This is a genomic window from Burkholderia sp. 4M9327F10, assembly GCF_005503145.1.
In the GTDB taxonomy this organism is placed as follows: Bacteria; Pseudomonadota; Gammaproteobacteria; order Burkholderiales; family Burkholderiaceae; genus Paraburkholderia.
This window is the reverse complement of sequence record NZ_SCNV01000010.1, coordinates 139,070-164,437: the sequence shown is the minus strand read 5'-3', so window position 1 is coordinate 164,437 and position 25,368 is coordinate 139,070. Positions and strand designations below refer to the sequence as shown.

29 protein-coding genes are annotated in these 25,368 nt (G+C 63.4%); 21 read left to right on the top strand and 8 right to left on the bottom strand.

Annotation, left to right across the window (positions count from 1 at the left end; all coding sequences use genetic code 11):
• Positions 1 to 4: 4 nt before the first annotated feature.
• The 3 genes from moeB to gpmA all read right to left on the bottom strand — a co-directional run bounded on the left by moeB (position 5) and on the right by gpmA (position 3,639).
• Positions 5 to 763: a molybdopterin-synthase adenylyltransferase MoeB gene (gene moeB, locus FFS45_RS13010; RefSeq protein WP_137955050.1), complete on the bottom strand. Its 759-nt coding sequence runs from the start codon at positions 761 to 763 to the stop codon at positions 5 to 7.
• Positions 764 to 925: 162 nt separating this feature from the next.
• Positions 926 to 2,509 (bottom strand): S41 family peptidase, encoded by a 1,584-nt coding sequence (locus tag FFS45_RS13005; RefSeq protein ID WP_137955049.1) that lies wholly within the window; start codon positions 2,507 to 2,509, stop codon positions 926 to 928.
• Between the two features lie 383 nt (positions 2,510 to 2,892).
• A complete protein-coding gene (gene gpmA / locus FFS45_RS13000; protein ID WP_137955048.1) occupies positions 2,893 to 3,639 on the bottom strand; it encodes a 2,3-diphosphoglycerate-dependent phosphoglycerate mutase in 747 nt (248 codons plus the stop codon).
• Between the two features lie 137 nt (positions 3,640 to 3,776).
• Here gpmA and FFS45_RS12995 point away from each other — a divergent pair, with 137 nt between their 5' ends.
• The 5 genes from FFS45_RS12995 (at position 3,777) to FFS45_RS12975 (ending at position 6,763) form a co-directional block, all read left to right on the top strand.
• Positions 3,777 to 4,202, top strand: a complete 426-nt coding sequence (locus FFS45_RS12995) for a rhodanese-like domain-containing protein (RefSeq protein WP_137955047.1) — start codon at positions 3,777 to 3,779, stop codon at positions 4,200 to 4,202.
• On the top strand, positions 4,199 to 4,459 hold the full coding sequence (gene grxC / locus FFS45_RS12990) for a glutaredoxin 3 (protein WP_137955046.1): 261 nt from the start codon (positions 4,199 to 4,201) through the stop codon (positions 4,457 to 4,459). Before FFS45_RS12995 ends, grxC begins: the two co-directional genes overlap by 4 nt.
• A 162-nt stretch (positions 4,460 to 4,621) precedes the next feature.
• Positions 4,622 to 5,092, top strand: coding sequence for a protein-export chaperone SecB (gene secB / locus FFS45_RS12985; RefSeq protein ID WP_074300905.1), 471 nt, complete (start codon positions 4,622 to 4,624; stop codon positions 5,090 to 5,092).
• 21 nt (positions 5,093 to 5,113) lie between these two features.
• A complete protein-coding gene (locus FFS45_RS12980; protein ID WP_137955045.1) occupies positions 5,114 to 6,112 on the top strand; it encodes an NAD(P)H-dependent glycerol-3-phosphate dehydrogenase in 999 nt (332 codons plus the stop codon).
• A gap of 123 nt (positions 6,113 to 6,235) precedes the next feature.
• The gene (locus FFS45_RS12975) at positions 6,236 to 6,763 is read left to right on the top strand and encodes an O-acetyl-ADP-ribose deacetylase (RefSeq protein WP_137955044.1); all 528 of its coding nucleotides are present in this window, start codon (positions 6,236 to 6,238) and stop codon (positions 6,761 to 6,763) included.
• Positions 6,764 to 6,795: 32 nt separating this feature from the next.
• On the opposite strand, the gene trmL is transcribed toward FFS45_RS12975, so the two are convergent.
• On the bottom strand, positions 6,796 to 7,266 hold the full coding sequence (gene trmL / locus FFS45_RS12970) for a tRNA (uridine(34)/cytosine(34)/5-carboxymethylaminomethyluridine(34)-2'-O)-methyltransferase TrmL (RefSeq protein ID WP_137955043.1): 471 nt from the start codon (positions 7,264 to 7,266) through the stop codon (positions 6,796 to 6,798).
• 19 nt (positions 7,267 to 7,285) lie between these two features.
• Positions 7,286 to 8,068, bottom strand: a complete 783-nt coding sequence (locus FFS45_RS12965; RefSeq protein WP_137955042.1) for a ComF family protein — start codon at positions 8,066 to 8,068, stop codon at positions 7,286 to 7,288.
• Positions 8,069 to 8,153: 85 nt separating this feature from the next.
• Between FFS45_RS12965 and FFS45_RS12960 the strand changes: the two genes are divergently transcribed.
• The 7 genes from FFS45_RS12960 to FFS45_RS12935 all read left to right on the top strand — a co-directional run bounded on the left by FFS45_RS12960 (position 8,154) and on the right by FFS45_RS12935 (position 14,733).
• Positions 8,154 to 9,137, top strand: coding sequence for a methyltransferase domain-containing protein (locus tag FFS45_RS12960; RefSeq protein WP_137955041.1), 984 nt, complete (start codon positions 8,154 to 8,156; stop codon positions 9,135 to 9,137).
• A gap of 268 nt (positions 9,138 to 9,405) precedes the next feature.
• Entirely contained in the window at positions 9,406 to 9,879 is a 474-nt protein-coding gene (locus tag FFS45_RS12955; protein WP_137955040.1) for a DUF2244 domain-containing protein, read from the top strand.
• 65 nt (positions 9,880 to 9,944) lie between these two features.
• Positions 9,945 to 11,570, top strand: coding sequence for a cytochrome c oxidase subunit II (gene coxB / locus FFS45_RS12950; protein ID WP_137955039.1), 1,626 nt, complete (start codon positions 9,945 to 9,947; stop codon positions 11,568 to 11,570).
• 44 nt (positions 11,571 to 11,614) lie between these two features.
• Entirely contained in the window at positions 11,615 to 13,228 is a 1,614-nt protein-coding gene (gene ctaD / locus FFS45_RS12945; protein WP_137955038.1) for a cytochrome c oxidase subunit I, read from the top strand.
• A 19-nt stretch (positions 13,229 to 13,247) separates the two neighbouring features.
• Positions 13,248 to 13,382 carry a cytochrome oxidase small assembly protein gene (locus tag FFS45_RS42120; RefSeq protein WP_212745728.1) on the top strand — a complete coding sequence of 45 codons (135 nt, stop codon included), beginning with the start codon at positions 13,248 to 13,250 and terminating at the stop codon, positions 13,380 to 13,382.
• Between the two features lie 108 nt (positions 13,383 to 13,490).
• The gene (locus FFS45_RS12940; RefSeq protein WP_137955037.1) at positions 13,491 to 13,715 is read left to right on the top strand and encodes a DUF2970 domain-containing protein; all 225 of its coding nucleotides are present in this window, start codon (positions 13,491 to 13,493) and stop codon (positions 13,713 to 13,715) included.
• Positions 13,716 to 13,875: 160 nt separating this feature from the next.
• Positions 13,876 to 14,733 carry a cytochrome c oxidase subunit 3 gene (locus FFS45_RS12935; protein ID WP_137955036.1) on the top strand — a complete coding sequence of 286 codons (858 nt, stop codon included), beginning with the start codon at positions 13,876 to 13,878 and terminating at the stop codon, positions 14,731 to 14,733.
• Positions 14,734 to 15,008: 275 nt separating this feature from the next.
• On the opposite strand, the gene FFS45_RS12930 is transcribed toward FFS45_RS12935, so the two are convergent.
• Positions 15,009 to 15,218 (bottom strand): twin transmembrane helix small protein, encoded by a 210-nt coding sequence (locus tag FFS45_RS12930; RefSeq protein WP_090684914.1) that lies wholly within the window; start codon positions 15,216 to 15,218, stop codon positions 15,009 to 15,011.
• 87 nt (positions 15,219 to 15,305) lie between these two features.
• Between FFS45_RS12930 and FFS45_RS12925 the strand changes: the two genes are divergently transcribed.
• The 5 genes from FFS45_RS12925 (at position 15,306) to FFS45_RS12905 (ending at position 19,452) form a co-directional block, all read left to right on the top strand.
• Positions 15,306 to 16,022: an SURF1 family protein gene (locus FFS45_RS12925; protein ID WP_137955035.1), complete on the top strand. Its 717-nt coding sequence runs from the start codon at positions 15,306 to 15,308 to the stop codon at positions 16,020 to 16,022.
• A 91-nt stretch (positions 16,023 to 16,113) separates the two neighbouring features.
• Complete coding sequence (locus FFS45_RS12920; protein ID WP_249362769.1) at positions 16,114 to 16,719, top strand: cytochrome C oxidase subunit I; 606 nt, start codon at positions 16,114 to 16,116, stop codon at positions 16,717 to 16,719.
• A gap of 89 nt (positions 16,720 to 16,808) precedes the next feature.
• On the top strand, positions 16,809 to 17,918 hold the full coding sequence (locus FFS45_RS12915; RefSeq protein ID WP_137955033.1) for a COX15/CtaA family protein: 1,110 nt from the start codon (positions 16,809 to 16,811) through the stop codon (positions 17,916 to 17,918).
• A 6-nt stretch (positions 17,919 to 17,924) separates the two neighbouring features.
• Complete coding sequence (gene cyoE / locus FFS45_RS12910; RefSeq protein ID WP_137955032.1) at positions 17,925 to 18,830, top strand: heme o synthase; 906 nt, start codon at positions 17,925 to 17,927, stop codon at positions 18,828 to 18,830.
• Between the two features lie 4 nt (positions 18,831 to 18,834).
• Entirely contained in the window at positions 18,835 to 19,452 is a 618-nt protein-coding gene (locus FFS45_RS12905; RefSeq protein ID WP_137955031.1) for an SCO family protein, read from the top strand.
• A gap of 77 nt (positions 19,453 to 19,529) precedes the next feature.
• On the opposite strand, the gene FFS45_RS12900 is transcribed toward FFS45_RS12905, so the two are convergent.
• The gene (locus tag FFS45_RS12900; RefSeq protein WP_137955030.1) at positions 19,530 to 19,820 is read right to left on the bottom strand and encodes a YciI family protein; all 291 of its coding nucleotides are present in this window, start codon (positions 19,818 to 19,820) and stop codon (positions 19,530 to 19,532) included.
• 337 nt (positions 19,821 to 20,157) lie between these two features.
• On the opposite strand from FFS45_RS12900, the gene FFS45_RS12895 reads away from it, so the two are divergent.
• Complete coding sequence (locus tag FFS45_RS12895) at positions 20,158 to 20,970, top strand: MetQ/NlpA family ABC transporter substrate-binding protein (protein WP_137955029.1); 813 nt, start codon at positions 20,158 to 20,160, stop codon at positions 20,968 to 20,970.
• 169 nt (positions 20,971 to 21,139) lie between these two features.
• Here the strand turns inward: FFS45_RS12895 and FFS45_RS12890 are convergent, their stop codons facing one another.
• The gene (locus FFS45_RS12890) at positions 21,140 to 22,066 is read right to left on the bottom strand and encodes a bifunctional helix-turn-helix transcriptional regulator/GNAT family N-acetyltransferase (protein ID WP_137955028.1); all 927 of its coding nucleotides are present in this window, start codon (positions 22,064 to 22,066) and stop codon (positions 21,140 to 21,142) included.
• 379 nt (positions 22,067 to 22,445) lie between these two features.
• On the opposite strand from FFS45_RS12890, the gene FFS45_RS12885 reads away from it, so the two are divergent.
• From FFS45_RS12885 to FFS45_RS12875, 3 genes are all read left to right on the top strand, one after another.
• Positions 22,446 to 23,180, top strand: coding sequence for a GntR family transcriptional regulator (locus FFS45_RS12885; RefSeq protein ID WP_137955027.1), 735 nt, complete (start codon positions 22,446 to 22,448; stop codon positions 23,178 to 23,180).
• 73 nt (positions 23,181 to 23,253) lie between these two features.
• Positions 23,254 to 24,357: an N-acetylglucosamine-6-phosphate deacetylase gene (gene nagA / locus FFS45_RS12880; RefSeq protein ID WP_137955026.1), complete on the top strand. Its 1,104-nt coding sequence runs from the start codon at positions 23,254 to 23,256 to the stop codon at positions 24,355 to 24,357.
• Entirely contained in the window at positions 24,350 to 25,357 is a 1,008-nt protein-coding gene (locus tag FFS45_RS12875) for an SIS domain-containing protein (protein WP_137955068.1), read from the top strand. The genes nagA and FFS45_RS12875 overlap by 8 nt, the downstream gene beginning before the upstream one ends.
• Positions 25,358 to 25,368: the final 11 nt, after the last annotated feature.

The following is a 25,368-nucleotide window of genomic DNA, read 5'->3' as shown; positions in this document are numbered from 1 at the left end:
TCGTTTAATGGCGATGCGCGTCGCCGCACACCAGGCAATCCGGCTGGCGGGCGATGCGCATCGTGTTCCATTCCATCCGCAGCGAATCGAGCATCATCAGGCGTCCCACCAGCGGCGTACCGATGCCCGCAATCACACGCAGCGCCTCGGCCGCCTGCATCGCACCGATGATCCCGACCGTTGGCGCGAACACCCCCATGGTCGAGCAGGCCACTTCTTCGAACGGCTGATCTTCCGGAAACACGCAGGCGTAGCAGGGCGATGCCGCGTCGCGGAAGTCGAAGGTGCTGATTTGCCCGTCGAAGCGCAGCGCCGCCCCTGACACCAGCGGCACCCCATGCGTGTAGCACGCGCGGTTGATGGCGTGGCGGGTTGCAAAGTTATCGGTGCAGTCGAGCACGACCGTGGCGTGCGGTACGGCCGCATCGAGCCACGCATCGTCGACGCGCTGTGTCACCGCATCCACGACCACTTCGGGATTGAGCTGGGCGATTGCGTCGCGGCCGGATTCGACCTTGCTGCGGCCGACGGAGGCCGTCACGTGCAGGATCTGGCGTTGCAGGTTGGTGAGATCGACCGTATCGGCGTCCACCAGTGTCAGCTTGCCCACGCCGGATGCGGCCAGATACATCGCCGCCGGCGAGCCCAACCCTCCGGCGCCTATAACGATTGCATGGGCGTCGAGAAAGCGCTGCTGAGCCTCGATACCGAGTTCGTCGACAAGAATATGGCGGGAATAGCGGAGCAGTTGATCGTCGTTCATGGCGGGGCGCAGGGGTGAATCGCGCGGTGAACCTGGGCGGACCGTCTATAAGGTCAGGTACGGCGCCGCTGCGCGAGTGTTTGTTCTGGTTATTTTAATCGCGCTTAATGAAGCGGGTCTTCGCGGCATGCGCCGCGAAGACCCGTGGGTGAGACTGGCTACTTAGTTGCTTTGCGAGGCCGGAGCCGGTGCGGAAGCCGGTGTGGTGGCCGATGCGCCCGGTACCGGATTGGTCGGCTTGACCGCGACCGGCGCCGAAGCCGATTGCTCCGGCTTGTTCTGCGCCAGACGCCGCTCGGAGAGCGACTTCGATTCCTGCACCGGCTTGCCTTCCAGCTTGTTCAGGCCTTGCTGCAGCATGAAGTCGTCAGCCGAGCCGAACTCGACCGGCTTGCGGTCGCGGTCCTTCTGGCGTTGTTCCGGCGTCTTCTTGTCGTTCTGCTCTTCAAGCACGCGCAACTGGTCCATGCGGTCCTGCTCGCGCTGTTCCTGTTCCTTCTTCTCGTTCGGATCCTGCGTGTTTGCGAGGTGGTTCGAATAGTCCACTTCGCGCGTCACGAGGGCGTCGTCCGGATCGCCGTCTGCGTACTGGTCTACCGCGATATCCGGGCGGATACCCTTGTTCTGGATCGAACGGCCGCTCGGCGTGTAGTAGTACGCCGTGGTCAGGCGCAGCGCGGTGTCGGCCGTCATCGGACGCACCGTTTGCACCGAGCCCTTGCCGAAGGTCGTCTTGCCGACGATCAGCGCACGATGCTGATCCTGCAGCGCACCCGCGACGATTTCCGAAGCCGACGCCGAGTACGCGTTGGTCAGCACGATCATCGGCACGGTCTTGAAGATCGGCGCTTCGTCCTTCAGCGGGTCACTGTCAAACGACGGCAGGCGGTAGTTGTCGTAGGTGTCGCGGTAGACCTGCTTCGAATCCGGGATCTGGCCGTTGGTCGAGACCACCACCGAATCCGGCGGCAGGAAAGCACCTGCTACGCCCACCGCGCTTTGCAGCAGACCGCCGCCGTTGTTGCGCAGGTCGAGGATCAGGCCCTTCAGGTTCGGCTGCTGGCGCGCGATTTCCTGCAGTTTTTCAGCCAGATCCGGCGTGGTGCGTTCCTGGAAGCTGGTGATGCGAATGTACGCATAACCTGGCGCCAGGATCTTCATCTTCACGCTCTGCACCTTGATGATGGCGCGCGTGACGGTGAGCGGGAAGGTGCGGTCGTCGGTCTTGCGGAAGATGGTCAGCGTAACCTTGGTGCCCGGGTCGCCGCGCATCTGCTTGACGGCCTGGTCGAGCGTCATGCCGCGCACCGGCTTGTCGTTGATGCGCGTGATCAGGTCGCCCGGACGGATGCCGGCGCGGAACGCAGGCGTGTCTTCAATCGGCGAGATCACCTTGATCAGGCCGTCTTCCGACGAAATTTCAATACCGAGGCCGGCGAAGCGGCCCTTTGTCTGCTCCTGCAGTTCTTCGTAATCGGTCTTGTCCAGATACGACGAGTGCGGGTCGAGACTCGAGACCATGCCCTTGATGGCGGCGGTGAGGAGCTTTTTGTCGTCGACCGGTTCTACGTATTCATGCTTGATTTGTCCGAAAACTTCGGCAAACAGCCGCAGCTGGTCAAGCGGCAGCGGCGCGACCGCGCTGCTGGCAGGTTGCTGGGCCGAGGCGGAAAGCTGCAATGTTGCAAAAACGCCGGTAGCAAGGCCCGCGGCAATCAGGCCGATATTTTTCAGGTTCTTTCGCATAGAGTCTGTTGCGGTCGGATGCGCGTGGCAGCGTCAATGAGATAGGGACGGACAAGTATAACTGCACACCCGCTCAGGCAGTGCACAGCATAGTAATCGCAGTTCGACAGCGTATGGGGTGCCGGGTTCTGAGGATTTGCCCTGTGGTGTGGAAGAAATGTGCCGTAACTGGAAAGACGGACATCGCGATGTGCGCGCAGGTAGCGTTTTAATGCGTGCCTGGCGGGTTTCTACCAGGGTGCACAGCATGTTTTCGGCAGTTTTGAATTGCGCGTTATGCAGCGAATGCGCAGGCCTGGTATGCGAGGCCGGCCAGTGAGGAGCCCAAATGAGCGGCGCACACGCACCGCCCGAGGGCCTCACTGTGAACCTCGCTGCGGTCTTCAGCCTGCCTTGCCCTGCTTCGCGACGGCGGCCTGGGCCTTGGCGATCGCTTCCGGGTCACCCAGATAGTAGTGCGTGATGGGCTTCAGGTTCTCGTCCAGTTCATACACGAGCGGCACGCCGTTCGGGATGTTCAGGCCGACGATGTCGTCGTCCGAAATGTTGTCGAGGTACTTCACCAGCGCGCGGATCGAGTTGCCGTGCGCCGCGATCAGCACCTTGCGGCCCGATTTGATGGCCGGGGCAATCGATTCGTTCCACATCGGCAGCACGCGCGCCACCGTGTCCTTCAGGCATTCGGTGAGCGGCAACTGTTCGCGCGGCACCTTGGCATAGCGCGGGTCGTTGTAGGCGGTGCGTTCGTCGGACGGATCGAGCGCCGGCGGCGGCGTGTCGTAGCTGCGGCGCCAGACCAGCACCTGTTCGTCGCCGAACTTCGCGGCCGTTTCCGCCTTGTTCAGACCCGACAGTGCGCCGTAGTGGCGCTCGTTCAGGCGCCACGAGTGGACCACCGGCAGGTACATCAGGTCCATCTGGTCCTGCACGTGCCAAAGGGTGCGGATCGCGCGCTTGAGGACCGACGTGTAGGCGATGTCGAACGTATAGCCCGATTCCTTCAGCAGCACGCCAGCCTGCTGCGCTTCACGGTTGCCTTGCTCGGTCAGGTCGACATCGACCCAGCCCGTGAAGCGGTTTTCCTTGTTCCACGTTGATTCGCCGTGGCGGATGAGAACGAGTTTGTACATAAGATGGCCGGTCGGTAGTAAGGAAGCGGTAAAGCGCGGCGTGGTGGCCAAATGGGCCGTCGCCATCGCGTCAAGCGGTTATTTTATAATGGCCGGATTGCCCCATTCCGATTTCTCTCTTTTTCGGCGGATTTTCCGTGAAGTTCTTCACCGATTACACAAACCTTGTACTCATCGCGATCGTCCTCATCTCTGGTGCGTTGCTCCTGTGGCCGGCGATCAGCCGCCGGGGCCGCGGCGGGCTGTCCGCTGCGGCTGCCACCCAGCTGATCAACCGCCGCAACGCCGTGGTGATCGATTTGCGTCCGTCGGCGGAGTTCGCCAACGGTCATCTGCCTTCGGCGCGGCATCTTGAATTTGCCGAGTTGCAGGCGAAGGTTGGCCAGCTCGTGAAGAACAAGAGCAACCCGGTACTGCTGGTGTGCCAGACCGGCCAGCAGTCGAACAAGGCGGTGCGCGTCGTGCAGGACGCGGGCTACGCCGAAGTCCATGTGCTGGAAGGCGGCCTGAACGCCTGGCAGCAGGCCGGCATGCCGGTTGTGAAACAAGGAGCAGCGAAGTGAACAAGGTAATCATGTACAGCACCCAGGTGTGCCCGTATTGCCAGATGGCCGAACGTCTTTTAAAGTCGCGCGGCGTCGAGAACGTCGAAAAGGTGCTGATCGACAAAGATCCGGCCCGGCGTGAAGAAATGATGAGCCGCACGGGTCGCCGTACGGTTCCTCAGGTGTTCATCGGCGAGACGCACGTGGGCGGCTATGATGACCTTTCCGCGCTTGATCGCGCGGGCGGCCTGACGCCGCTGCTCGAAGCCGCTTAAGCGCGCCGCAGCTTGCTGGGCGCGCATGCGGCCTCGGGCAAGCAAGGCAGCACCAAAACAAGCCGATGTGCCGACGCCCGCAGCGGGCGGGGCGCATCGCACCGATCCGGCGCGCCGTGGCAGCATGGCGCGCCGCAATGACCATATCAGGGAAATCCAATCATGTCCGACGAGAATAACCAGCCGTTCTTCAACATCCAGCGCATCTATCTGAAGGACATGTCGCTCGAGCAGCCGAATTCGCCGGCCATCTTCCTCGAGCAGGAAATGCCGTCGGTCGAAGTCGAAGTCGACGTGAAGGCCGAGCGCCTCGCCGACACCGTGTTCGAAATCCTCGTCACGGGTACCGTGACCGCCAAGGTGTCGGACAAGGTCGCGTTCCTGATCGAAGCCAAGCAGGCCGGCATTTTCGATATCCGCAACATCCCGGCTGAGCAGATCGATCCGCTGGTCGGCATCGCCTGCCCGACGATCCTGTTCCCGTACCTGCGCTCGAACATCGCCGACGCGATCACGCGCGCCGGTTTCCCGCCGATCCACCTCGCCGAAATCAACTTCCAGGCCCTGTACGAGCAACGTCTCGCGCAGCTCGGCTCGCAAGACGGCGCGGCGCAGAACGGCGTCACGCACTAAGCCTTGCGCGCAGTGCCGGGTATGAAAGTCGCCGTTCTCGGCGCTGGTGCATGGGGCACCGCTCTCGCGGGCCATCTGGCTGTGCGGCACGATACGGTGCTGTGGGCGCGTGAGCCGGCGCTGGTTGCCGAGCTTGCCGCCGCCCGTGAAAACGCCCGCTATCTGGCGGGCGTTGCTTTGCCGGCCGGGCTTCGCTACGAAGCCGATCTCGAAGCGGCGTTGAGCCACGCGCTCGCCGACGACGCGCTGTGCGTCGTCGCGACGCCGGTGGCCGGTTTGCGCGGGCTGTTTCAGGCCATGCGCGCTGCCGGCAAGGTGCCGGCTCATGTGGTGTGGCTCTGCAAGGGCTTCGAGGCGGATACGCAGTTGCTGCCGCATCAGGTGGTGGCCGCCGAGCTGGCCGGTCACGGCAGCAATGGCGTGCTGTCCGGCCCCAGTTTTGCACGTGAAGTGGGGCAGGGCTTGCCGGTCGCGCTGACCATCGCAAGCGGCTCGGCGGCTTGCCGCGAGCGCACGGTGGCGGCGTTTCACCATGGCGCCATGCGCATCTATACCGGCGACGATGTCGTGGGCGTGGAAGTGGGCGGCGCGGTGAAGAACGTGCTGGCCATCGCGACAGGGATTGCCGACGGCCTGGGTCTGGGTCTCAATGCCCGGGCCGCGCTGATCACGCGCGGGCTGGCCGAAATGTCGCGCCTCGGCGTGACGCTCGGCGGGAGGGCTGAGACCTTTACCGGTCTCACCGGTCTCGGGGACCTGATTCTGACCGCCACCGGCGATCTGTCGCGCAACCGCACGGTGGGCCTGCAACTGGCCGCCGGGCGCACGCTCGACGATATCCTCGGGGCTCTGGGTCATGTGGCCGAAGGGGTGCGTTGTGCGCAAGCCGTGCTGGCCATCGCCCGTGCTCACTCGATCGAGATGCCGATCACCCAGGCCGTTTGCGCCGTACTGTTCGACGGGGTCGCTCCGCGCGATGCGGTTAGCGCACTGCTGCGCCGGGACGCGAAAGCCGAATAGCCGGGGCGGTTCGTTTCGCCCGGTTCTGCTCCATCTCGGTCCGTTTCGTTCTATTTCGCGCTGAACCGTTGTCCTCTCCTCGCTGTCCACGTCTTATCGACGCTTCGGATGGCGAGGTTTTCCATGCTCACATCAGGTCATTGTTCGCTCGAGGCGCGCGTCGTCGATATCACGACGCTGGCGCTCGACGCGATCGTCAACGCGGCCAATAGCTCGCTGCTGGGCGGAGGCGGCGTTGACGGGGCGATTCATCGCGCCGCAGGCCGCGAGCTATTGCGCGAATGCGAAAAGCTCGGCGGCTGCGCGACCGGCGACGCGAAGATCACCGCCGGCTACCGCTTGCCGGCAAAGCATGTGATACATGCGGTGGGGCCGGTCTGGCACGGCGGCGCGCGGGGCGAGGCGGAGCTGCTGGCGTCGTGCTACCGGCGCTCGCTCGAGCTTGCCGGGCAGGTCCGTTGCAAGAGCATCGCGTTTCCCGCAATCAGTTGCGGCATCTACCGTTTTCCGGCGGAGGAAGCGGTCGGCATTGCGGTGAGCGCGGTACTGGAGATGCTGCCGGGCGTACCGTCCATCGAGCATGTGGTGTTTGCCTGCTTCGATGACGCCATGTTCGCGCGCTATCAGGACGTACTAGGCCGTGCCGCCTGATTTCGCCGGGCGGCCCGCGAGTCCGTGTTCCCTCAGGCGCCGCCTTCAAAGCCGGCCTGACGCCAGGCTTCGAACACCACCACCGCAACGGTATTCGACAGATTCAGACTGCGGTTGCCCGGCCGCATCGGCAAGCGCACCCGCTGCTGCGCGGCGAACTGCTCCAGCACGCTATCCGGCAAGCCGCGCGTCTCCGCGCCGAACACGAACCAGTCGCCGGGCAGGAACGCATGGGCATGAAAAGCGCCCGAGCCGCGCGTCGTGAAGGCGAACATGCGTGCCGGGTCCGGCGCTTCCTTCGCGAGGAACGCGGACCAGTTCGCATGCACATGCATCTGCGCGTACTCGTGATAGTCGAGGCCGGCGCGCTTCATCTTGGCGTCGTCGAGCGGGAAGCCGAGCGGTTCGATCAGATGCAGGCGTGCGCCGGTATTGGCGCACAGACGGATGACATTGCCGGTGTTCGGCGGGATTTCGGGTTCGACAAGTACGACGTTAAACATGATGTGAGCCAGTGGAAACCTAGTTTTTCGGCGTGCGCAATGCGACGAAGTTGGTGACGCGCCGCGCGCCGGCTGCCTTTAGCGTGTGCGCGAGGGCTTCGAGCGTGGCGCCGGTGGTCATGACATCGTCGACCACCGCCACGTGCAGGCCGCGCACCGGGCCGATGACCCTGAACGCCCGGCCGACGTTTTGCCGGCGCGCGTCGAGATCGAGCCGCGATTGCGGCGCGGTCTCTATGACGCGTGCGAGCAGGGTAGCGTCGCTTTTTACGTGGAGCGCGCGGGCCAGCGGCTTCGCAATCTGCCACGCCTGGTTATAGCCGCGTTCGACGAGGCGCTTCGCCGCGAGCGGCACCGGCGCCATCACGTCGGGCCAGTCGGATGCGTCCAGCATATCGTCAGCGAGGCGCGCGAGGCGTTGTGCGAATTCGCCGGCGAGTCTTAGCCTGGCGCGAAACTTCAGATTGACTGCAAGGGTATCGAGCGGGGCCCGGTAGTCGGCCAGCGCCAGGGTGGCATCGAACGCCGGTGGTCTCGCGACACAGTCCGCACACCGGTACCCAGCCCGCTTGCTCCACCGCGAACTGGCCAGTGGGACCGCGCAGACCGTGCAACGCAAGCGCATTTCATTCGCATAAGCTTCGTCACACCCCGGGCAGAGCGCATGCTGCGACAGATTGCCGCATAGTGCGCAAAGATTAGGCAGGGCGGCGTGCGCGAGGCGCGGCCATGACGAAGCCAGCCGGGTTGCAAATTCTGCAAGCCGGCCGCAAGGTAAAGAAAGTGACGCCTGAAATCGCATCGATGGGCCGCCCGCGAAAGGCCTCGTTCGCTGAATGAAGGGGAGCGAGCGAGTATACTTCGAGCACTTCGTCCCTGTGACTCCCATGTCCCCATCTTCCGCAAAATCCGGCCGTCCGGCCTATGATTCCCGGCGCCTTCAGCGGATTTTCGACCGCCGCGCGGCGAGCTTCGACGACGTGGCGTTCCTGCCGCGCGAAATTGCGCAGCGCATGCGCGAGCGTCTCGATTACATCAAGGTTACTCCGGCCGCCGTGCTGGACGTAGGCTGCGGCGCCGGCGACGACCTGCCGGGGCTGCGCGAGCGCTTTCCCGAAGCACCGGTGTTCGGCACGGACCTCTCGCATGCCATGCTTACCCGGGCGCTGCGCCATGACGCCGGCGACACGAGCTGGCGGCGCTTCCTGCCGGCTTCGATCGGCAAGGCGCTCGGCGCGCGTGGCCCGCGCTTCGCCCAGGCCGACTTCTCCGCTTTACCCTTTGCGCCTGGCGCATTCGAATTCATCTGGTCAAACCTCGCCTTGCACTGGCACTCGCAACCCGATCTCGTGTTTCCCGAATGGCAACGCGTGCTGAAGGTAGGGGGTCTGCTGATGTTCAGCACGCTCGGTCCCGATACACTCAAGGAACTGCGCGGCGCCTATGCGGAAGTGGAGGCGGCGCACGGCGTGCCGTCGCGCCCGCATGTGATCGATTTCGTGGACATGCACGACCTGGGCGATATGCTGGTTGAAAGCGGCTTCGAGATTCCGGTGATGGACCAGGAGACACTGACCATCACCTATCAGTCGCCGCAATCGCTGCTCGCGGATGTGCGCCGCTGGGGCGCTTACCCGTTCGGGCGCGAGGCGGGGTTGCCGCCGGGCGGTGCTGCGGGAGCGGCCTCGCGACGTCTGTACAAGGCGCTGCTGGCCGCGCTGGAGGCGCGCCGGCGGGCCGATGGAACGCTCGCCTTGACGTTCGAAGTGATCTACGGGCATGCGTGGAAAGCGGTGCCGCGCCTGACCGCCGAAGGTCATGGAATCGTGCGTCTGGAGGACATCGGACGAGGTCCATCAAAGAATCGTTGAGGCGGTAAAGAGGGCATCTGTTATGTCTGAAATTACCGGGATAAAAGTGTTTCCCGGGATGCGTCAAAACGGCGCAAAGGCTTGTCGGGCCGGGCTTGCAGCCCGATAGGGCGTTGCTTGTGGATGCCATTGAACGCGCCTATAATGCGTCAGTTTGTCGCCCGGAGCTCCCACACCCGCGGCGGCAGGCCCGAGGCGCTGGGCAGCAGGAATCGGCGGCACAAAGCAGTAACAGGCAAGGTTAAGAGGCAACTCGCAGGAGACAGCGATGGAGTCATCTGATCTGCTGGCGGAGTCGGAACCGGTTCTCAAGGACTGGACGATGAAACGCAACTGTTCAGTGTCACCGAAGCAGTTCGTATGGTTCTATGTGTCGCTTGCGGTGGTCTCGCTGCTTATTGCTTTCATGCTGGATCTGATCGGCGCGTGGCTGGTGCTGCCGTTCACCGGTATTGAGTTGGTAGCAGTCGGTATCGCTTTTGCAATATACGCGCGTCATGCTGTGGATTACGAACGCATCAGGCTGTTTCCGAACCGGCTCGTCATCGAGCGGGTCAGCGCGGAGCAGGTCACGCAGTTCGAATTCAATCCACGCTGGGTGCGCATCGAGCCGGGCGCAACGCCGCGTGACCACATCAAACTGGTCTCGCGTGGCCAGACGATCATGATCGGGCAACACCTCGCGCAGTATCGGCGCGCGCAATTTGCAGGCGAATTGCGCATGTGGCTCAGGCGTTGCTAGGTGCCCTGAGGCTCGCGCCGTTCAGGGGAGCGCGAGGCAGCCTTCCAGCGGGGTCGAGGGTTTGAATGGAAATTTTGGGTAAGGAAGCTATGAAAACAATCAAGCGAGCCCTCATGGGCGGGCTGGCGCTTACCGGGCTGCTCTTTGCCGGTGCCGCGCTGGCAGTGGGTGACAGTCCTGGCGGCCCCGCCGTCAACGAGATCAACCTCCAGCCGCCTGCAACCGCTATCGCTGAGGAGCTCTATCACCTTCACACCTTCATGTTGATCCTCTGTACGGTGATCTTCGTGGGCGTGTTCGGTGTGATGTTCTATTCGATCTTTGCTCACCGCAAATCGAAAGGCCACAAGGCCGCCCATTTCCACGAAAGCACCACCGTCGAAATTATCTGGACGATTGTCCCGTTCATCATCGTCGTGCTGATGGCGCTGCCCGCCACCCGGACCGTCGTGGCGATGAAAGACACCACCAACTCCGACCTCACGATCAAGGTCACGGGTTATCAGTGGAAGTGGGGCTACGACTATGTGAAGGGTCCGGGCGAGGGCATCAGCTTCCTGTCCACGCTCAGCACGCCGCGTGCCGAAGTGGACGGCACCGAGCCGAAGAGCGACACCTATCTGCAGGAAGTCGACAACCCGCTGGTGGTGCCGGTCGACAAGAAGATCCGCATCATCACCACCGCCAACGACGTGGTCCACTCCTGGTATGTGCCGGCTTTCGGCGTGAAGCAGGATGCGATTCCGGGCTTCGTGCGCGATACGTGGTTCAAGGCTGACAAGGTCGGCACATTCCGCGGCTTCTGTACCGAGCTGTGCGGCAAGGAACACGCGTTCATGCCGGTCGTGGTCGAGGTGCTCTCGGCTGACGATTACGCCAAGTGGGTCGACGACCAGAAGAAGAAAATGGCCGCCGGCGCAGACGATCCCAACAAGACCTACACCCTGGCCGAGTTGATGGAACGCGGCGGCAAGGTCTACGCATCGAACTGCGCGGTCTGCCACCAGCCCACCGGCAAGGGCGCAGGTGCGTTCCCGGCGCTCGACGGCAGCAAGATCGCCAACGGTCCGATCGCCCAGCACGTGAGCATCGTGCTGAAGGGCAAGAATGCGATGCCGTCGTGGGCGCCCACGCTGAACGATGTTGAAATTGCTTCGGTCATCACGTTCGAGCGCAACTCGTGGGGCAACCACACGGGCGACATTCTCCAGCCGAAGCAGGTTGCGGATGCCCGCAACGGCAAGCTGCCGGAAGGCGGCGACCACCTCGCGGACGCTGCAGCAGGCGCGAGCGGCGCCGCCGCAGCAAGCGATGCAGGCGCAGCCAGCGGCGCCGCGGCCCCTGCCGCTTCAGGCGCTTCCGCGGACAGCGCAGCAGCGCTGCCGGCTAACGTCTACTTCGAAACCGGCAAGAGCACGTTGCCGGACGACGCCAAGGCAGCGGTCGCAGCGGCCGCCGATTACGCCCGCGCGCACCCGGACGCGAAGTTCACGCTGTCGGGCTATACGGATGCAACCGGCTCGGCCGACCTCAACGCCAAGCTCGCGAAGAGCCGCGCGGAAGCCGTGCGCGACGCGCTGAAGGCCGCCGGCATTGCCGAAGATCATATTATTTTAAAGAAGCCGGAAACGGTCACTGGCGGCAGCGATCCCAAAGAGGCGCGTCGTGTCCAGATCAGTTCGGCAGCCTGACGTGTTCATGGTCAGCACCGCAGTATTCGCATTAGGAGATAGTCATGTCTAGCGTTGGACACGATGTAGTTGCGGGCCACGAGCACGTACACGGCGACCATGCCCACGGCACGCCGCATGGCTGGCGCCGCTGGCTGTACGCCACCAACCACAAGGATATCGGGACGCTGTACCTGATCTTCTCGTTCACCATGTTCCTCTCCGGGGGCGTGATGGCGCTGATGATCCGTGCCGAGCTGTTCGAGCCGGGCCTGCAGATCATGCGTCCCGAGTTCTTCAACCAGTTGACCACCATGCACGGCCTGATCATGGTGTTCGGCGCGATCATGCCGGCCTTCGTCGGCTTCGCGAACTGGATGGTGCCGCTGCAGATCGGCGCCTCGGACATGGCATTCGCGCGGATGAACAACTTCAGCTTCTGGCTGTTGCCGGTGGCGGCGGTCCTGCTGGTGGGTTCGTTCTTTGCGCCGGGCGGCGCCACGGCGGCCGGCTGGACGCTGTACGCACCGCTCTCCACGCAGATGGGCCCGGGCATGGACTTCGCGATTTTCGCAGTCCACTTGATGGGGGCGTCGTCGATCATGGGCGGCATCAACATCGTCGTGACGATCCTGAACATGCGCGCACCTGGCCTCACGCTGATGAAGATGCCGATGTTCGTGTGGACGTGGCTGATTACCGCTTACCTGCTGATCGCCGTGATGCCGGTTCTGGCCGGTGCGATCACCATGCTGCTGTTCGACCGCCACTTCGGCACGTCGTTCTTCAACGCGGCCGGCGGCGGCGACCCGGTGATGTACCAGCATATTTTCTGGTTCTTCGGGCACCCCGAGGTGTACATCATGATCTTGCCGGCGTTCGGGATCGTGTCGCAGGTGATCCCGGCGTTCGCGCGCAAGCCGCTGTTCGGCTATAGCTCGATGGTGTACGCCACGTCGTCGATCGCCATCCTGTCGTTCATGGTCTGGGCGCACCATATGTTCGCTACCGGCATGCCGGTGACGGGCCAGTTGTTCTTCATGTACGCCACCATGCTGATTGCCGTGCCGACGGGCGTGAAGGTGTTCAACTGGGTGGCCACGATGTGGCGCGGTTCGCTGACGTTCGAAACCCCGATGCTGTTCGCGGTGGGCTTCCTGTTCGTGTTCACGTTCGGCGGACTGACGGGCCTGATGCTCGCCATGGCGCCGCTCGACATCCAGTATCACGGGACTTACTTCGTGGTGGCGCACTTCCACTACGTGCTCGTGGCAGGGTCGCTGTTCGGCCTGTTCTCGGGCTGGTACTACTGGTCGCCGAAATGGACCGGCTGGATGTACAACGAGACGCGCGGCAAGATCCACTTCTGGGCCTCGATGATCTTCTTTAACCTCGCCTTCCTGCCGATGCACTTCGTGGGTCTCGCAGGCATGCCGCGCCGTTACGCAGACTACCCGGCGCAGTTCACCGACTGGAATCAGGTCATCACGATCGGCGCGTTCGGCTTCGGTCTCGCCCAGGTGTACTTCCTGTTTGCAGTGGCGCTGCCGGCATACCGCGGCGGCGGTGAGCTCGAAAAGGCTGGCGACAAGCCGTGGGATGGCGCGACGGGCCTCGAATGGACCGTGCCGAGCCCGGCACCGTTCCACACGTTCGAGCACCCGCCGACAGTCGAGTAACGGTTCGGGAAACTCCAGCATGACCCCGAATCCACAACAACGACGTACGCCCGAGGAAATCCGCGCGGGCAACCGGCGGCTCGGTTTGATCATGCTTGCCATTGCCGCCGCGTTTTTCGTGGGCATCTTCGTCAAACGGAGCTTTTTCTCCTGAATACGCCAGCGCCGGTGACGAGCGGAACGGCGGCACCGGCCAGAGCTGTGACGGCGGTATCCGAGCCAGCCTGACGCGAGACGCGGCAGGCGAAGGAAGAACACGGTAATGAGCAACAACGACGGCAGCGATGAGGGACGCAGCGCTCAGAAGAGCAGCTTCGGGCAGTCGATGAAGGCGGTGTTCTGGGCGTTTTTCGGCGTGCGCAAGCGGCGCGATCTTGAGTCCGATGCAACCCGGCTCAATCCGCTTCACGTGCTGCTGGCGGCGCTGATCTGTGCGGCGATCTTTATCGGCATCCTGATCCTGGTCGTACACGCGGTGGTGGGCTAAACGGGCCGCCCGGGGCGAAATGAGCAACTGAAGCGGCAGCACCGGGCCACAGACGGCCCAGAGATTAGAGTGAAGCGGTGCGGTACCGACGCGCCGCCGAAGAGACAGCCGGGCTAAACCGGGTCAAGCGGAACAACTGGACTGAAGTGGAGAATCAAGAATGAGCGGTCAAAACGAGAGCCCGTACTATTTCGTACCGCACCCGTCGCGGCATCCGATCAGCGCGGCCATCGGGCTGCTGGTCATGCTGTCATCGCTTGCGGCCTGGATCAACGGCGAAAGCTGGGCGCCCATCACGGTGCTCGCCGGCTTGCTGTGGCTGCTCTTCACGTTGTGGCACTGGTTTGGCGACGCGATCTCCGAGTCCGAAGGCGGCATGTATGGCAAGAACGTCGACAAGTCATACCGCTGGAGCATGAGCTGGTTCATCTTCTCCGAAGTCATGTTCTTCGGCGCATTTTTCGGCGCGCTGTTTTACGCTCGCGAAATCGCCATGCATCAACTCGGCAGTCTCGACTACAAGCTGATCTGGCCGGACTTCACCGCTGTGTGGCCCAACATCGGGCCGGCGACGCTGGTGTCGCACTTCAAGTCGATGCAGCCGTGGCCGGTGCCGACCATCAACACGGCGCTGCTGCTGTCCTCGGGTGCGACGCTGACGGTGGCTCACCACGCGCTGCGTGAGAACCATCGCAACAAGACGATTGCATGGCTGGCGGCGACCGTCGTGCTGGGCCTGTGCTTCCTGTTCCTGCAAGGCTTCGAGTACTACCACGCATATAACGAGCTGAACCTCACGCTGGCTTCCGGCGTCTACGGCTCGACGTTCTTCCTGTTGACCGGGTTCCACGGCTTCCACGTGTTTCTCGGCGGCACGATGCTGACGGTGGTGCTGGTGCGCGTGATTCGCGGCCATTTCACAGCGGATCACCACTTCGCGTTTGAAGGCGCGGCCTGGTACTGGCACTTTGTGGACGTGGTGTGGCTTGGGCTGTATGTGGTGGTGTACTGGCTGTAACGCTTTCGGGTCTGCGCGCAGTGCCTGTTACGCGGATTTTTGCTACAGGTCACGAGCAGACGATTGAATTGCTGGTTTCGCTGCAGGTCGCGAAGCCAACGAGTAGTATGCACGACTGACGCAGCGCCGCCCTCGACCCTGTCAGGGCGGCGTTTTGCTTGTGGGGGCCTATTGAGGGCGCCTGTGGGGTGCCTATGGGGCGCCTCTGCGACGCTTACAGGGCGGACCCGAAGCGCCATTGATGCGGAACCGGCGCGCAAATCTGCCGCTGCGCTCTAGCGGCCGTAGGGAATGCCGGTGGACTGGATCCAGCCCATCCAGTGCGCAAACAGGATGAAGAGGAACAGCGAGATCGACAGGCCCACGCGAGTGGCCAGCGACCAGACCATGCGTTTCGTCTTACCCTTGTCGTGCATCATGAAGTACAACGCCGAAGCCATGCTGGCAATGATCAGCGCAAAGGCGATGGGAACGAGAATGTGCATGAAATCAGCCGAAATTCAGGAGCGCGAAGGCAATATGGTTATTATCGCACCGTGCGTGGCGCCCCGTGTTCCGGTGGGGCAGGCGCAATGAAGATCCGCTGGTTGCCGGCGCTGCTGATCCTGATCGTGGTGGCGGTGACGGTGCGTCTCGGGTTCTGGCAGCGTGACCGGGCGCATCAGAAAGAGGCGCTGCAGGCGCACATCACGCAGTTCGAGAACGCGCCGGCTGAGCCGATTGGCAGTGCCCCGATTGCGCTGAAAGACATCGAGTTTCACCGGGTACGTGCGCGCGGCAGTTTTGTCGCCGACAAGGTGGTCTATCTCGACAATCGTCCGTATAACGATCAGCCGGGCTTTTACGTGGTGATGCCCTTTAAACTCGTTGACGGTGGCTATGTGCTGGTCAATCGCGGCTGGTTGCCGCGCAACATTGCCGATCGCACGGTCATCGCGCCGTATGTCACGCCGCCGGGCCAGGTCGAGATCGAGGGGATTGCGCGTGCCGATGCCACCCGCGCATTCGAACTCGGGCAGGGCGGTTCGGCGCCTCATCAGTCGATCCGCCAGAATCTCGATGTGGGCGCCTACGCCGCCGAGACCGGTTTACCGCTGCAGCCGTTCGTGATCCAGCAGTTGAGCGACGACGGCGACAAGCTGGTGCGCGACTGGCCAGCGCCGGATACCGACGTCGAACGCAATTACGGCTACATGCTCCAATGGTGGGGCATGGCCATCGCCGCACTCGCTTTCGGCCTGTACGCCGCACGGCGTGCCGCGAAGAAAGAACATGCGCCGAGTGCCTGATGCACGCCGCGCAATCATTGAAAGAGGTTCTGTAGTGTCGACGCAATCTCCCCGCACGCCGCAAGCCGGCAAATCCGCCGGTCCCGCGGTCATGTCCGGCCAGCCCCGCGGCAAAGGCTCATGGCAACGCGGCCGCTGGATGATGCTGCTGATCGCGCTGATCTGCGCGGCTCCGGTGATCGGCTCGTATTTCACCTATTACGTGATCAAGCCGTCCGGCGGCACCACCAGCTACGGCACGCTCGTCGAACCGCAGCGGCCGATTCCCGACGCGCTCGTGGTGACCGGTGAAGACGGCAAGCCGCTCAAGCTCGCCTCGCTGCGCGGCAAGTGGCTGATGGTTTCGGTCGACAGCAGCGCTTGTGACAAGGCCTGCGTGACCAAGCTGTATTTCATGCGCCAGGTGCGCGCCACGCAAGGGCCGGAGCGTGATCGGGTCGTCGAGGTGTGGTTGCGCACCGACGCCGGTAACGTGGCGGACGTGATCGAGAAAGCCTATCCGGACACACGCAAGCTGATCGCCGATCCGGCTGCACTGGCGGCATGGCTGCCTGTCGACGCCGGCACGACGCTGACCGATCACATCTTCGTGGTCGATCCGAACGGCAATCTGATGATGCGTTTTCCGAAAGATCCGAACCCGAGCAAGATCAAGGGCGATATCACCAAGCTGCTGAAGTGGTCGAGCATCGGCTGATGCGGCGTTTTATCGCACCCCTGGGTGTACCGCGGATCGGACCTCCATAGCACTATTGGCCGCTGCGTTTTCTGTGAGAAGGTAGAGAGATGTATGTATTGCAACTGGGCCTGATCGGCTTGTGCGTTGCGTTGCTGCCGCTGTCCTACGTATGGGTCAGGGCCGACGACAACAAATTCCGCAAGCTGGTCTGGGTCACCACCTTCATGACGCTCGATCTCGTGATGTTCGGCGGCTTCACGCGCCTGACCGACTCGGGGCTCGGCTGTCCTGACTGGCCCGGTTGCTACGGCACGGCCTCGCCGTTTATCGCCCATGCGGCGATTGCCGCTGCTCACCAGGCACTGCCCACAGGCCCGGTCAGCATGACCAAGGCATGGATCGAGATGATTCACCGCTACTTCGCTATGGCAATCGGCGTGCTGATCGTTGCGCAGACAGTGATTGCGTGGGTCGCACGCATCAAGCGCCGCCCGCTGCACGTCTCGCCGTGGTGGCCGACTTCGCTGCTGCTGTTGATTCTCGTGCAGGGCGCGTTCGGTGCGTGGACCGTCACGCTCAAACTGCAACCGGTGATCGTGACGACCCACCTGCTGCTGGGTCTTGCCCTGCTCGGCACGCTCGGCTGGCTGGCGGCGCGCCAGACGCCGCTGCCTGCCTATGAACCCGAGGCTGCCCAGTGGCGCACGGCGGCGCTCGCCGGCCTGGCGCTGCTGGTCGTGCAGATCGCGCTAGGCGGGTGGGTCAGCACCAACTATGCCGTGCTCGCCTGCACGGACTTCCCGACCTGCAACGGCCAGTGGATTCCGCCAATGGATTTCGCGCACGGCTTCCACCTGTGGCGGGCGCTCGGCATGACCGGCGACGGCGAGATGATTACCCAGGATGCGCTGGTGGCAATCCACTGGACCCATCGCACCTTTGCAATTGTGGTGATCGCCTATCTGCTCTGGTTTGCGCTCAAGGTGCGCCGCTTCGAATCGCTGCGGCGGCCGGCTAACGGCGTGTTGCTGGTGGTGCTGATCCAGTTCATCACCGGCCTTTCCAACATCGTCCTGCAATGGCCATTGCCCATTGCAGTCGCCCATAACGGTGGCGCCGCAATCCTGCTGCTCCTGCTCGTTATGCTAAACTTTCGAATCGCTTATAGCCGTCCCGGCCGCGCGGCCTTGCCCGCGCGCGATGCCGCGCCAGCGTGACCCCTCATGGACAGTACAACTCTTTCCCAGACCCCCGGTAGCCGGATCTCCCAGTACATTGCGCTGACCAAGCCGCGGGTCACGCAGCTTGCCGTGTTCTGCGCCGTGATTGGCATGTTCCTCTCCACGCCCGGCATGGTGCCGTGGACCGCGCTGATCGGCGGTACCGTCGGCATCTGGCTGCTGGCCGGTGCAGCGTTTGCCATCAACTGCCTTGTCGAACAGAAGATCGACGCGAAGATGCGCCGTACCTCATGGCGCCCGTCCGCGCGCGGCGAGATCACCACTGCCCAGATCCTGCTGTTTTCCGCTGTGCTCGGCGGCCTCGGCATGTGGACGCTCTATACGTTCGCCAACCCGCTGACCATGTGGCTCACGCTCGCCACCTTCGTCGGCTATGCGGTCATCTACACGCTGCTGCTCAAGCCGGCTACGCCGCAGAACATCGTGATCGGCGGCGCCTCGGGCGCCATGCCGCCGGCGCTCGGCTGGGCCGCGGTCACGGGCCACGTGCCGGGCGACGCCTGGATTCTGGTGCTGATCATCTTCGTGTGGACGCCGCCGCATTTCTGGGCGCTCGCACTGTACCGCCGCAAAGACTACGAAGACGCCGGCCTGCCGATGCTGCCGAACACCCACGGCGAGCAGTACACGCGGCTGCATATTTTCCTGTACTCGGTGATCCTGTTCGCGGTCTCACTGATGCCGTTCATCTCCGGCATGAGCGGCGTTGTCTATCTGGTATCCGCGGTGCTGCTTGGCGCCGTGTTCCTCGGCTACGCGTGGAAAATCTATCGGGAGTACTCCGATACGCTCGCGCGTCAGTTGTTCCGTTACTCGATCATTTATCTGTCGCTGCTATTTGCCGCGCTGTTGATCGATCACTATGCACGCGTCCTGATCGGCGCGTAACACCATGCTTACCCCCCGGCTAGCGCGCGTGGCGCGCGTCGCCTTGATGGCCTGTGCACTCGGCGGCGCGGTATTGGCCTCAGGCTGCGGCAAACCTGCTCCCTCGTTCCAGAACGTCGACATCACCGGCAATACGCAGTTCGGCACCGACTTCGCGTTGCCCGACAGCAGCGGCAAGACGCGCACACTCGCGGACTACAAGGGCAAGGTGGTGGTGCTGTTCTTCGGCTACACGCATTGCCCGGACGTCTGTCCGACCACGATGGCCGAGCTGTCGCAGGCCCTTCAGGAGCTGGGCCCGACTGATGCCAGCCGGGTCCAGGTGCTGTTCGTCACGGTCGATCCCGAGCGGGACACGGCAGCATTGCTGGCGCAGTACGCGCCGGCCTTCAATCCTTCGTTTGTCGGTTTGCGCCCTGCCGATCAGGCGCAGCTCACCAAGGTGACGAAGGATTTCCGCGTCTACTACGCCAAGGTGCCGGGCAAGACGCCCGATAGCTACACGATGGATCACACAGCGGCCAGCTTCGTCTTCGATCCCGACGGCAAGCTGCGGCTCTTTGCTCGCGATGGGCAGGGCGCCGCGCCGTGGGTGCACGATATCAAGCTGTTGCTCGGTTAAGTCCCGGTCACGCGTCTGCTGGGCAGGCGCGTGATGTTCTGTTGTTCTTACTTTCCCGCTCGCTGGTTACCGAAGATTCATGCCGGCACCGGCAGGTTCAGCCCCGGCGCGAGCCGCGTCGCCTTGAATTCGGTCACGTCGTAACGCGCCACTTTCCGCTGCGCGAACGGGTCCGTGGCGAGTAGCGCGTCAAGCTGCTCGCGCTCGAGGTTGATCGCGAGAATGACTCCGCCGTCGCGCGGCACTTTCGGGCCCGCGGCCACGAAGACGCCGGCTTCGAATTGCTCATTGAGAAAAGCACGATGCGCCTCGAGCGCATCGTCGACCTGTTCAAGCGGCACGATATAGGTGAGATTGATGACGTACATGGATAGCCTCGTTTAGGAAGCGTGGCACGCCTCGTGAGCGGCCACAGCCTGGCCATTATCGTTTGGTGTCTGGACCTTTGCACGAGTAAGGCCTTTCCTGACCCGACCGGTCTTGCAGGTTTTCGCCCGAGGCTTGTGCGCTTGTGCGCTTGTGCGGTAAGGCATCGAACCATTGACGCCCCGCCCCTCGCAGCACGCGGAGTATACCCATATGAGATCCCGGTATTTCACATTGCGCGGAGCCTATGAGACCATTTGCGGTCCAGTTGGCGACCCGCACAACGTGCCGCCAGCTTTACACCCGAATCTGACACCGATCAGAAACAGCGAGAACTACATGCAGCGCAGAAACATCCTGAAAGCCCTCTCCGCCGTGGTTGCTACCGCCGCGTTCGCCACCAGCTTCGGCGCTCATGCCGACGACAAGGTCATCAAGGTCGGCACGATCAGCGGTCCCGATGCGCAAATCTGGGCCGTGGCGCAAAAAGTGGCGCAGCGCGAAGGCCTCAACGTGAAGGTCATCGAATTCAACGATTATGTTCAGCCGAACGCCGCACTGGACGCAGGCGACCTGGATGCCAACAGCTTCCAGCACCAGCCGTACCTCGACAGCCAGATCAAGCAGCGCGGCTACAAGATCGTGAACGTCGGTCTGACCTACATTTCTCCGCTCGGCATTTACTCGAAGAAGTTCAAGTCGCTGAAGGACCTGCCGCAGGGCGCGAAGGTCGCGGTGCCGAACGATCCGTCCAATGAGAACCGCGCGTTGCTGCTGCTGCAGGCGCAAGGTCTCATCAAGCTGAAGGCCGGCGCGGGCACGAACGGCAACAGCGCAACGCCGCTCGACATCGCGGACAATCCGAAGAAGCTGAAGCTGGTCGAACTGGACGCCGCGCAACTGCCGCGCTCGCTGTCGGACGTCGACGCCGCCGCGATCAACACCAACTACGCGCTTGCCGGCGGTCTGCAGCCGACCAAGGACGCAATCGCGCTCGAGGATATCCACAGCCCGTACGCGAACCTGATCGCCGTGCGCATTCAGGACAAGGACAAGCCGTGGGTAAAGAAGCTGGTTGCCGCATACCAGTCGGACGACGTGCGCCAGTTCATCAAGACCCAGTTCAAGGGCTCGGTGGTGCCGTCTTTCTAAGCACAGCGGCCGTGCCCGGGTGACGGGCTGAAACACGAAGCGCCATGGGGAATGAACCTGTGGCGCTTTTTTTTTGCCTGCGCGGATGCGCGCAGCCGCAGGCCTTCGTTTTACACAGCGGCCGCCTGCTTGACTGCCACACGAGGCGCAGCGGGCCACCTGGCGCCCGCTATAAATCCCTTTCCCACCGCTCCACCGTCAGTTCCTGGCCGAAGCGCTTCTCGAGCGCCACGCTCGAGCAGACAAAGCCCGCGCGCTCGCAAAGCCGCCGCGACTCGCCAAGCGTCGTCACCGTAGACAGCGTGATCTTGCTGTAGCCCGCGCGCCTCGCAAAGCGCACGCACTCGTCGACCAGTTGCGTGCCGATACCGAGCCGGCGCATGTCGGGCTCGATATACAGCAGCCTGATTCGCGCGACCGTGGTCGAGACGCCGACCACCAGCGCCGAACCGACGATGGCGCTGTCCTGCTCGGCGATCCAGCAAGTCTCGCGCACCGGATCGTGATGCTGGGTGAAATCGGCGACGGTTTTCGCGAGCAGGCCTTCGAAGGTCTGATCCCAGCCGTGCTCGTTTGCAAACAGCAGCGCTTGACGGTGCACCAGCCAGCCGTATTCGCCCGCGCGTGGCGCGCGCAGCGTGATGATGCCGCGGCGCGGCTGATCGTCGAGCAGCCGTTCGACGAGCTTCATCGCGCCTATCAAGGTCTCCTGCGAATTCACTGCGAGCCGTTCCAGCACGGACAGCACTTCGTCGATGGCGGCGGTGTCGAGCGGTTCGTAGGCGGCGTGGCCCTGATCGGTGAGGGCGATCAGCGACTGCCGCGCGTCGCTCTCCGACGGCCGGCGGGTGATCAGGACGCGGCGCTCGAAGCTCGTGAGCAGGCGGCTCAGATAGCCGCTGTCGAGCCCAAGGTTGCGCGCGAGGGCAGTGGCGGTTTGGGCGCGTCCGCGTGCCAGTTCGTGCAGCACGCGCACTTCGGTGAGCGAGAACGCGCTCTTTTGCACACGCTCGTGCAGCGCACCGATGTGTTTCGTGTAGAACCGGTTGAAGTGGCGGACAGCCTCAGCGCGCCGCCGCGCTGCGGAATCGGTCAACGTACTGCTCTCCGGAGGTTCCTGTGGGTTTCATACAGCACTCTATCGGATGCCATCCTATATAAAAACGGCGAAGCCTGCGCGGGGGAGTACAGCGCGCAGATATTGATATTACGAAAGTAAGCCGATGGAGCGGGCTGCTCCGTGCGGTAGCGAACCAGTGGTCCTCTACCCACCATGAAATCGCCTCAAATACGGGTAAATACTGAGCACCTGTAACGCCAGGAAAGTATCGCGTAAAACAGCGGATTTCCTTTCCCATCAAGGCTTTGAGGCCGATCGGCGGGGGATGGAACAACTTTGTTGACTGGTATTATGGTGGTTATATAATGGGCTCTCATTTCGTAGCCCGTGCTCTTCCTTTCGACCCACCTGAGCCATGGAAACACGCTGGTCCGCATTGATGCCTGACGCTCGCAACGTCACGCCGCTCTACCTGCAGCTCGCGCGCAACCTGGCCACGGCCATCCACTGTGGTGTGTGGTCGGCGGGCGAAGCGCTGCCGTCGGAGCGCACGCTGTCGGATGCGATAGGCGTGTCGCGCATTACCGCGCGCAAGGCGATCGAGTTGCTGGTGGAGCAAGGTCTGATCCGGCGCGCGCGCGGCGCGGGCAGCTTCATTACGCCGCGCGTCGAAGATCCGCTGTCGCGGCTCACCGGCTTTACGAAGAAGATGCAACAGCGGGGCTTTCGTCCCGACTCGGTCTGGCTCGAGCGCGGCATCCGCGCGGCGAATCGCGACGAACTGGTGCACCTCGGTTTGTCGCCGGGTGCTGCGGTGACAAGCCTGCGGCGCTTGCGGCGTGCGGACGGCATCGTGATGGCAGTGGAACATTCCGCGCTGCCGGCCGCGATCGTGCCCGACCCGCACGCAATCGGCGTGTCGCTCTATAGTTATCTGGAGCAGCGCGGCATGGCGGTGGTCCGCGCGTTGCAGCACTTTCGGGCCGTCAATGCGACCAGCGAGATTGCTTCGCTGATGGATGTCGAGCCGCGCTCGGCGCTGCTGGTGATCACCCGTATCGGCTATAGCGCCGACCAGCGGGCGATTGAATTGACGGACACCTACTGCCGGGACGATTACTACGACTTTGTCGCGGAACTGCGGCAATAGCGGCGCAACCCGCGCGCCACGCTGAACGGCGCGAATCAGTGACGTATCGCACTACGTATTATCAGAGAGACTCATGCTGACCGGAAACATACTCACCACCGATGGGTGGATTCACGGCACGCTCGAATACGAAAACGGCCGCATCACGTCGCTCACAGGTGAGCGCGTCGATCCGTCCACCAACGAAGCGCCCTATATCCTGCCGGGCTTCATTGATCTGCACGTGCACGGCGGCGGCGGCTCCGACGTCATGGAAGCGGGCGACGCGATCGAGACGATCACGCGCACGCATGCCTGCTACGGCACCACCAGCCTGCTCGCCACCACCATGACCGCACCGCGCGACGAGCTGATGAGCGTGGTCGCGAATCTCGGCGACGTCGCGCGGGTGCGCACTCCGGGCGGCTCGCGGGTGCTCGGCGTTCACCTCGAAGGCCCGTATATCAACCCGGGCAAGCTCGGCGCGCAACCCGATGCCGCGGTGTCCGCCGTACTCGACGAAGTGCTGAAGTACCTGTCCATCGCGCCGATTCGCGTCGTGACGATTGCGCCGGAAATCTCCGGCCATATGGACATCATTTCCGCCATCGCGGCGCGCGGCGTACGCGTGCAGCTCGGCCACTCGCTCGGCACCTACGACGACGCGGTGGCGGCGCTCAAGCACGGCGCGTGCGGCTTCACACACCTGTTCAACGCGATGTCGCCGCTGCATCACCGCAATCCTGGCATGGTCGGTGCGGCGCTCGCGCACGCCGAATATGCCGAGATCATCCCCGATCTGCTGCACGTTCACCCGGGCGCCATTCGTGCTGCGATGCGGGCGATTCCGCGCGTCTATGTGGTGACCGACAGCACCTCGGCCACCGGCATGCCCGACGGCGAATACCGCCTCGGCAGCCAGCATGTCACCAAGTGCCTCGGCGGTGTGCGTCTTGCCGACGGCACGCTCGCCGGCAGCACCCTGACGATGGATCAGGCGCTGCGCAATCTGGTATCGCTCGGCCTGCCTATGGCCGATGTTTCAAATCGTCTGTCGCGTTACGCCGCCGACTATCTCGGCATCGAAGACCGCGGCCGCATCGCGCGCGGTGCGTGGGCCGACATCGTCGTGTTCGATCGTGATCTGGCGTTGACCGCGACGTACGTCGAAGGAGAATCAATTGTCGAATATGCTTAACGAAGCGCTGGCGTCTGCCGAAACGGTCGCCGCGCAACTTGCCGATACCTCGCGCGTTCAGGCGTTGGCGGCCAAACTCGCGGAACAGCCGCGGCATGTCGCCTTGACGGTGGCGCGCGGCAGTTCGGACCACGCGGCGAGTTATTTCGCGAGCCTCACGATGAGCCGCATCGGCGTGCCGGTCGCTTCGCTGCCGATGTCCGTCGCCACGTTGCAGCAGGCGCCGCTGAAGGTCCGCGATCAGCTCGCGCTTGCCTTCTCGCAGTCCGGCAAGAGCCCGGACCTGGTGGGCACGATGGCCGCACTGCGCGAAGCCGGCGCGCTGACCGTGGCGGCGGTGAACGCGCCGCAATCGCCGCTGGCCGATGCCTGCGAGTGGCATCTGCCGCTCGTCGCCGGTCCTGAGTTGAGCGTGGCCGCCACCAAGAGCTATATCGCGATGCTGTCGATTTCCGCGCAACTGGTCGCGCACTGGCAGCAGGACGACGCGCTGCTCGGCGCGCTGCGCAGCCTGCCTGAGGCCCTGCAAGCCGCCGGCAAGCTTGACTGGAGTCAGGCAGTCGAAGAACTGCGCGGCGTCGAGCGCATGATCGTGATCGGCCGCGGCCTCGGTCTCGCGATTGCCCAGGAAGCGGCACTCAAGCTCAAGGAAACCTCGGGCATCCAGGCCGAAGCGTTTTCGAGCGCCGAAGTGCGTCATGGTCCGATGGAACTGATCGATCGAGACTACCCGTTGCTGGTGTTCGCGCCGCGCGGCCCGGAACAGGCCGGTCTGATCCAGCTTGCCCGCGACATGCAGTCGCGCGGTGCGCGCGTGCTGCTCGCCGCGCCGGACGACGTGTCCGAAGCCACCTTGCCGCTCGTCACGACGGCCCATGCGGCGCTTGACCCGATCGCCGCCATCCTTTCCTTTTACGTGATGGCCGCCGGTCTTGCCGCCGCACGCGGACGCAACCCCGATGCGCCGCGCCATCTGAATAAAGTCACCGAAACTCACTGATCGAGAAATCA

What these genes read in the sequence shown, in the direction of transcription:
- moeB (WP_137955050.1), bottom strand. Translation starts at nt 763, where the DNA reads ATGAACGACGATCAACTGCTCCGCTATTCCCGCCATATTCTTGTCGAC.
- FFS45_RS13005 (WP_137955049.1), bottom strand. Translation starts at nt 2,509, where the DNA reads ATGCGAAAGAACCTGAAAAATATCGGCCTGATTGCCGCGGGCCTTGCT.
- gpmA (WP_137955048.1), bottom strand. Translation starts at nt 3,639, where the DNA reads ATGTACAAACTCGTTCTCATCCGCCACGGCGAATCAACGTGGAACAAG.
- secB (WP_074300905.1), top strand. Translation starts at nt 4,622, where the DNA reads ATGTCCGACGAGAATAACCAGCCGTTCTTCAACATCCAGCGCATCTAT.
- FFS45_RS12980 (WP_137955045.1), top strand. Translation starts at nt 5,114, where the DNA reads ATGAAAGTCGCCGTTCTCGGCGCTGGTGCATGGGGCACCGCTCTCGCG.
- FFS45_RS12975 (WP_137955044.1), top strand. Translation starts at nt 6,236, where the DNA reads ATGCTCACATCAGGTCATTGTTCGCTCGAGGCGCGCGTCGTCGATATC.
- trmL (WP_137955043.1), bottom strand. Translation starts at nt 7,266, where the DNA reads ATGTTTAACGTCGTACTTGTCGAACCCGAAATCCCGCCGAACACCGGC.
- FFS45_RS12965 (WP_137955042.1), bottom strand. Translation starts at nt 8,068, where the DNA reads ATGCGATTTCAGGCGTCACTTTCTTTACCTTGCGGCCGGCTTGCAGAA.
- FFS45_RS12960 (WP_137955041.1), top strand. Translation starts at nt 8,154, where the DNA reads ATGTCCCCATCTTCCGCAAAATCCGGCCGTCCGGCCTATGATTCCCGG.
- FFS45_RS12955 (WP_137955040.1), top strand. Translation starts at nt 9,406, where the DNA reads ATGGAGTCATCTGATCTGCTGGCGGAGTCGGAACCGGTTCTCAAGGAC.
- coxB (WP_137955039.1), top strand. Translation starts at nt 9,945, where the DNA reads ATGGAAATTTTGGGTAAGGAAGCTATGAAAACAATCAAGCGAGCCCTC.
- ctaD (WP_137955038.1), top strand. Translation starts at nt 11,615, where the DNA reads ATGTCTAGCGTTGGACACGATGTAGTTGCGGGCCACGAGCACGTACAC.
- FFS45_RS42120 (WP_212745728.1), top strand. Translation starts at nt 13,248, where the DNA reads ATGACCCCGAATCCACAACAACGACGTACGCCCGAGGAAATCCGCGCG.
- FFS45_RS12940 (WP_137955037.1), top strand. Translation starts at nt 13,491, where the DNA reads ATGAGCAACAACGACGGCAGCGATGAGGGACGCAGCGCTCAGAAGAGC.
- FFS45_RS12935 (WP_137955036.1), top strand. Translation starts at nt 13,876, where the DNA reads ATGAGCGGTCAAAACGAGAGCCCGTACTATTTCGTACCGCACCCGTCG.
- FFS45_RS12930 (WP_090684914.1), bottom strand. Translation starts at nt 15,218, where the DNA reads ATGCACATTCTCGTTCCCATCGCCTTTGCGCTGATCATTGCCAGCATG.
- FFS45_RS12925 (WP_137955035.1), top strand. Translation starts at nt 15,306, where the DNA reads ATGAAGATCCGCTGGTTGCCGGCGCTGCTGATCCTGATCGTGGTGGCG.
- FFS45_RS12920 (WP_249362769.1), top strand. Translation starts at nt 16,114, where the DNA reads ATGTCCGGCCAGCCCCGCGGCAAAGGCTCATGGCAACGCGGCCGCTGG.
- FFS45_RS12915 (WP_137955033.1), top strand. Translation starts at nt 16,809, where the DNA reads ATGTATGTATTGCAACTGGGCCTGATCGGCTTGTGCGTTGCGTTGCTG.
- cyoE (WP_137955032.1), top strand. Translation starts at nt 17,925, where the DNA reads ATGGACAGTACAACTCTTTCCCAGACCCCCGGTAGCCGGATCTCCCAG.
- FFS45_RS12905 (WP_137955031.1), top strand. Translation starts at nt 18,835, where the DNA reads ATGCTTACCCCCCGGCTAGCGCGCGTGGCGCGCGTCGCCTTGATGGCC.
- FFS45_RS12900 (WP_137955030.1), bottom strand. Translation starts at nt 19,820, where the DNA reads ATGTACGTCATCAATCTCACCTATATCGTGCCGCTTGAACAGGTCGAC.
- FFS45_RS12895 (WP_137955029.1), top strand. Translation starts at nt 20,158, where the DNA reads ATGCAGCGCAGAAACATCCTGAAAGCCCTCTCCGCCGTGGTTGCTACC.
- FFS45_RS12885 (WP_137955027.1), top strand. Translation starts at nt 22,446, where the DNA reads ATGGAAACACGCTGGTCCGCATTGATGCCTGACGCTCGCAACGTCACG.
- nagA (WP_137955026.1), top strand. Translation starts at nt 23,254, where the DNA reads ATGCTGACCGGAAACATACTCACCACCGATGGGTGGATTCACGGCACG.
- FFS45_RS12875 (WP_137955068.1), top strand. Translation starts at nt 24,350, where the DNA reads ATGCTTAACGAAGCGCTGGCGTCTGCCGAAACGGTCGCCGCGCAACTT.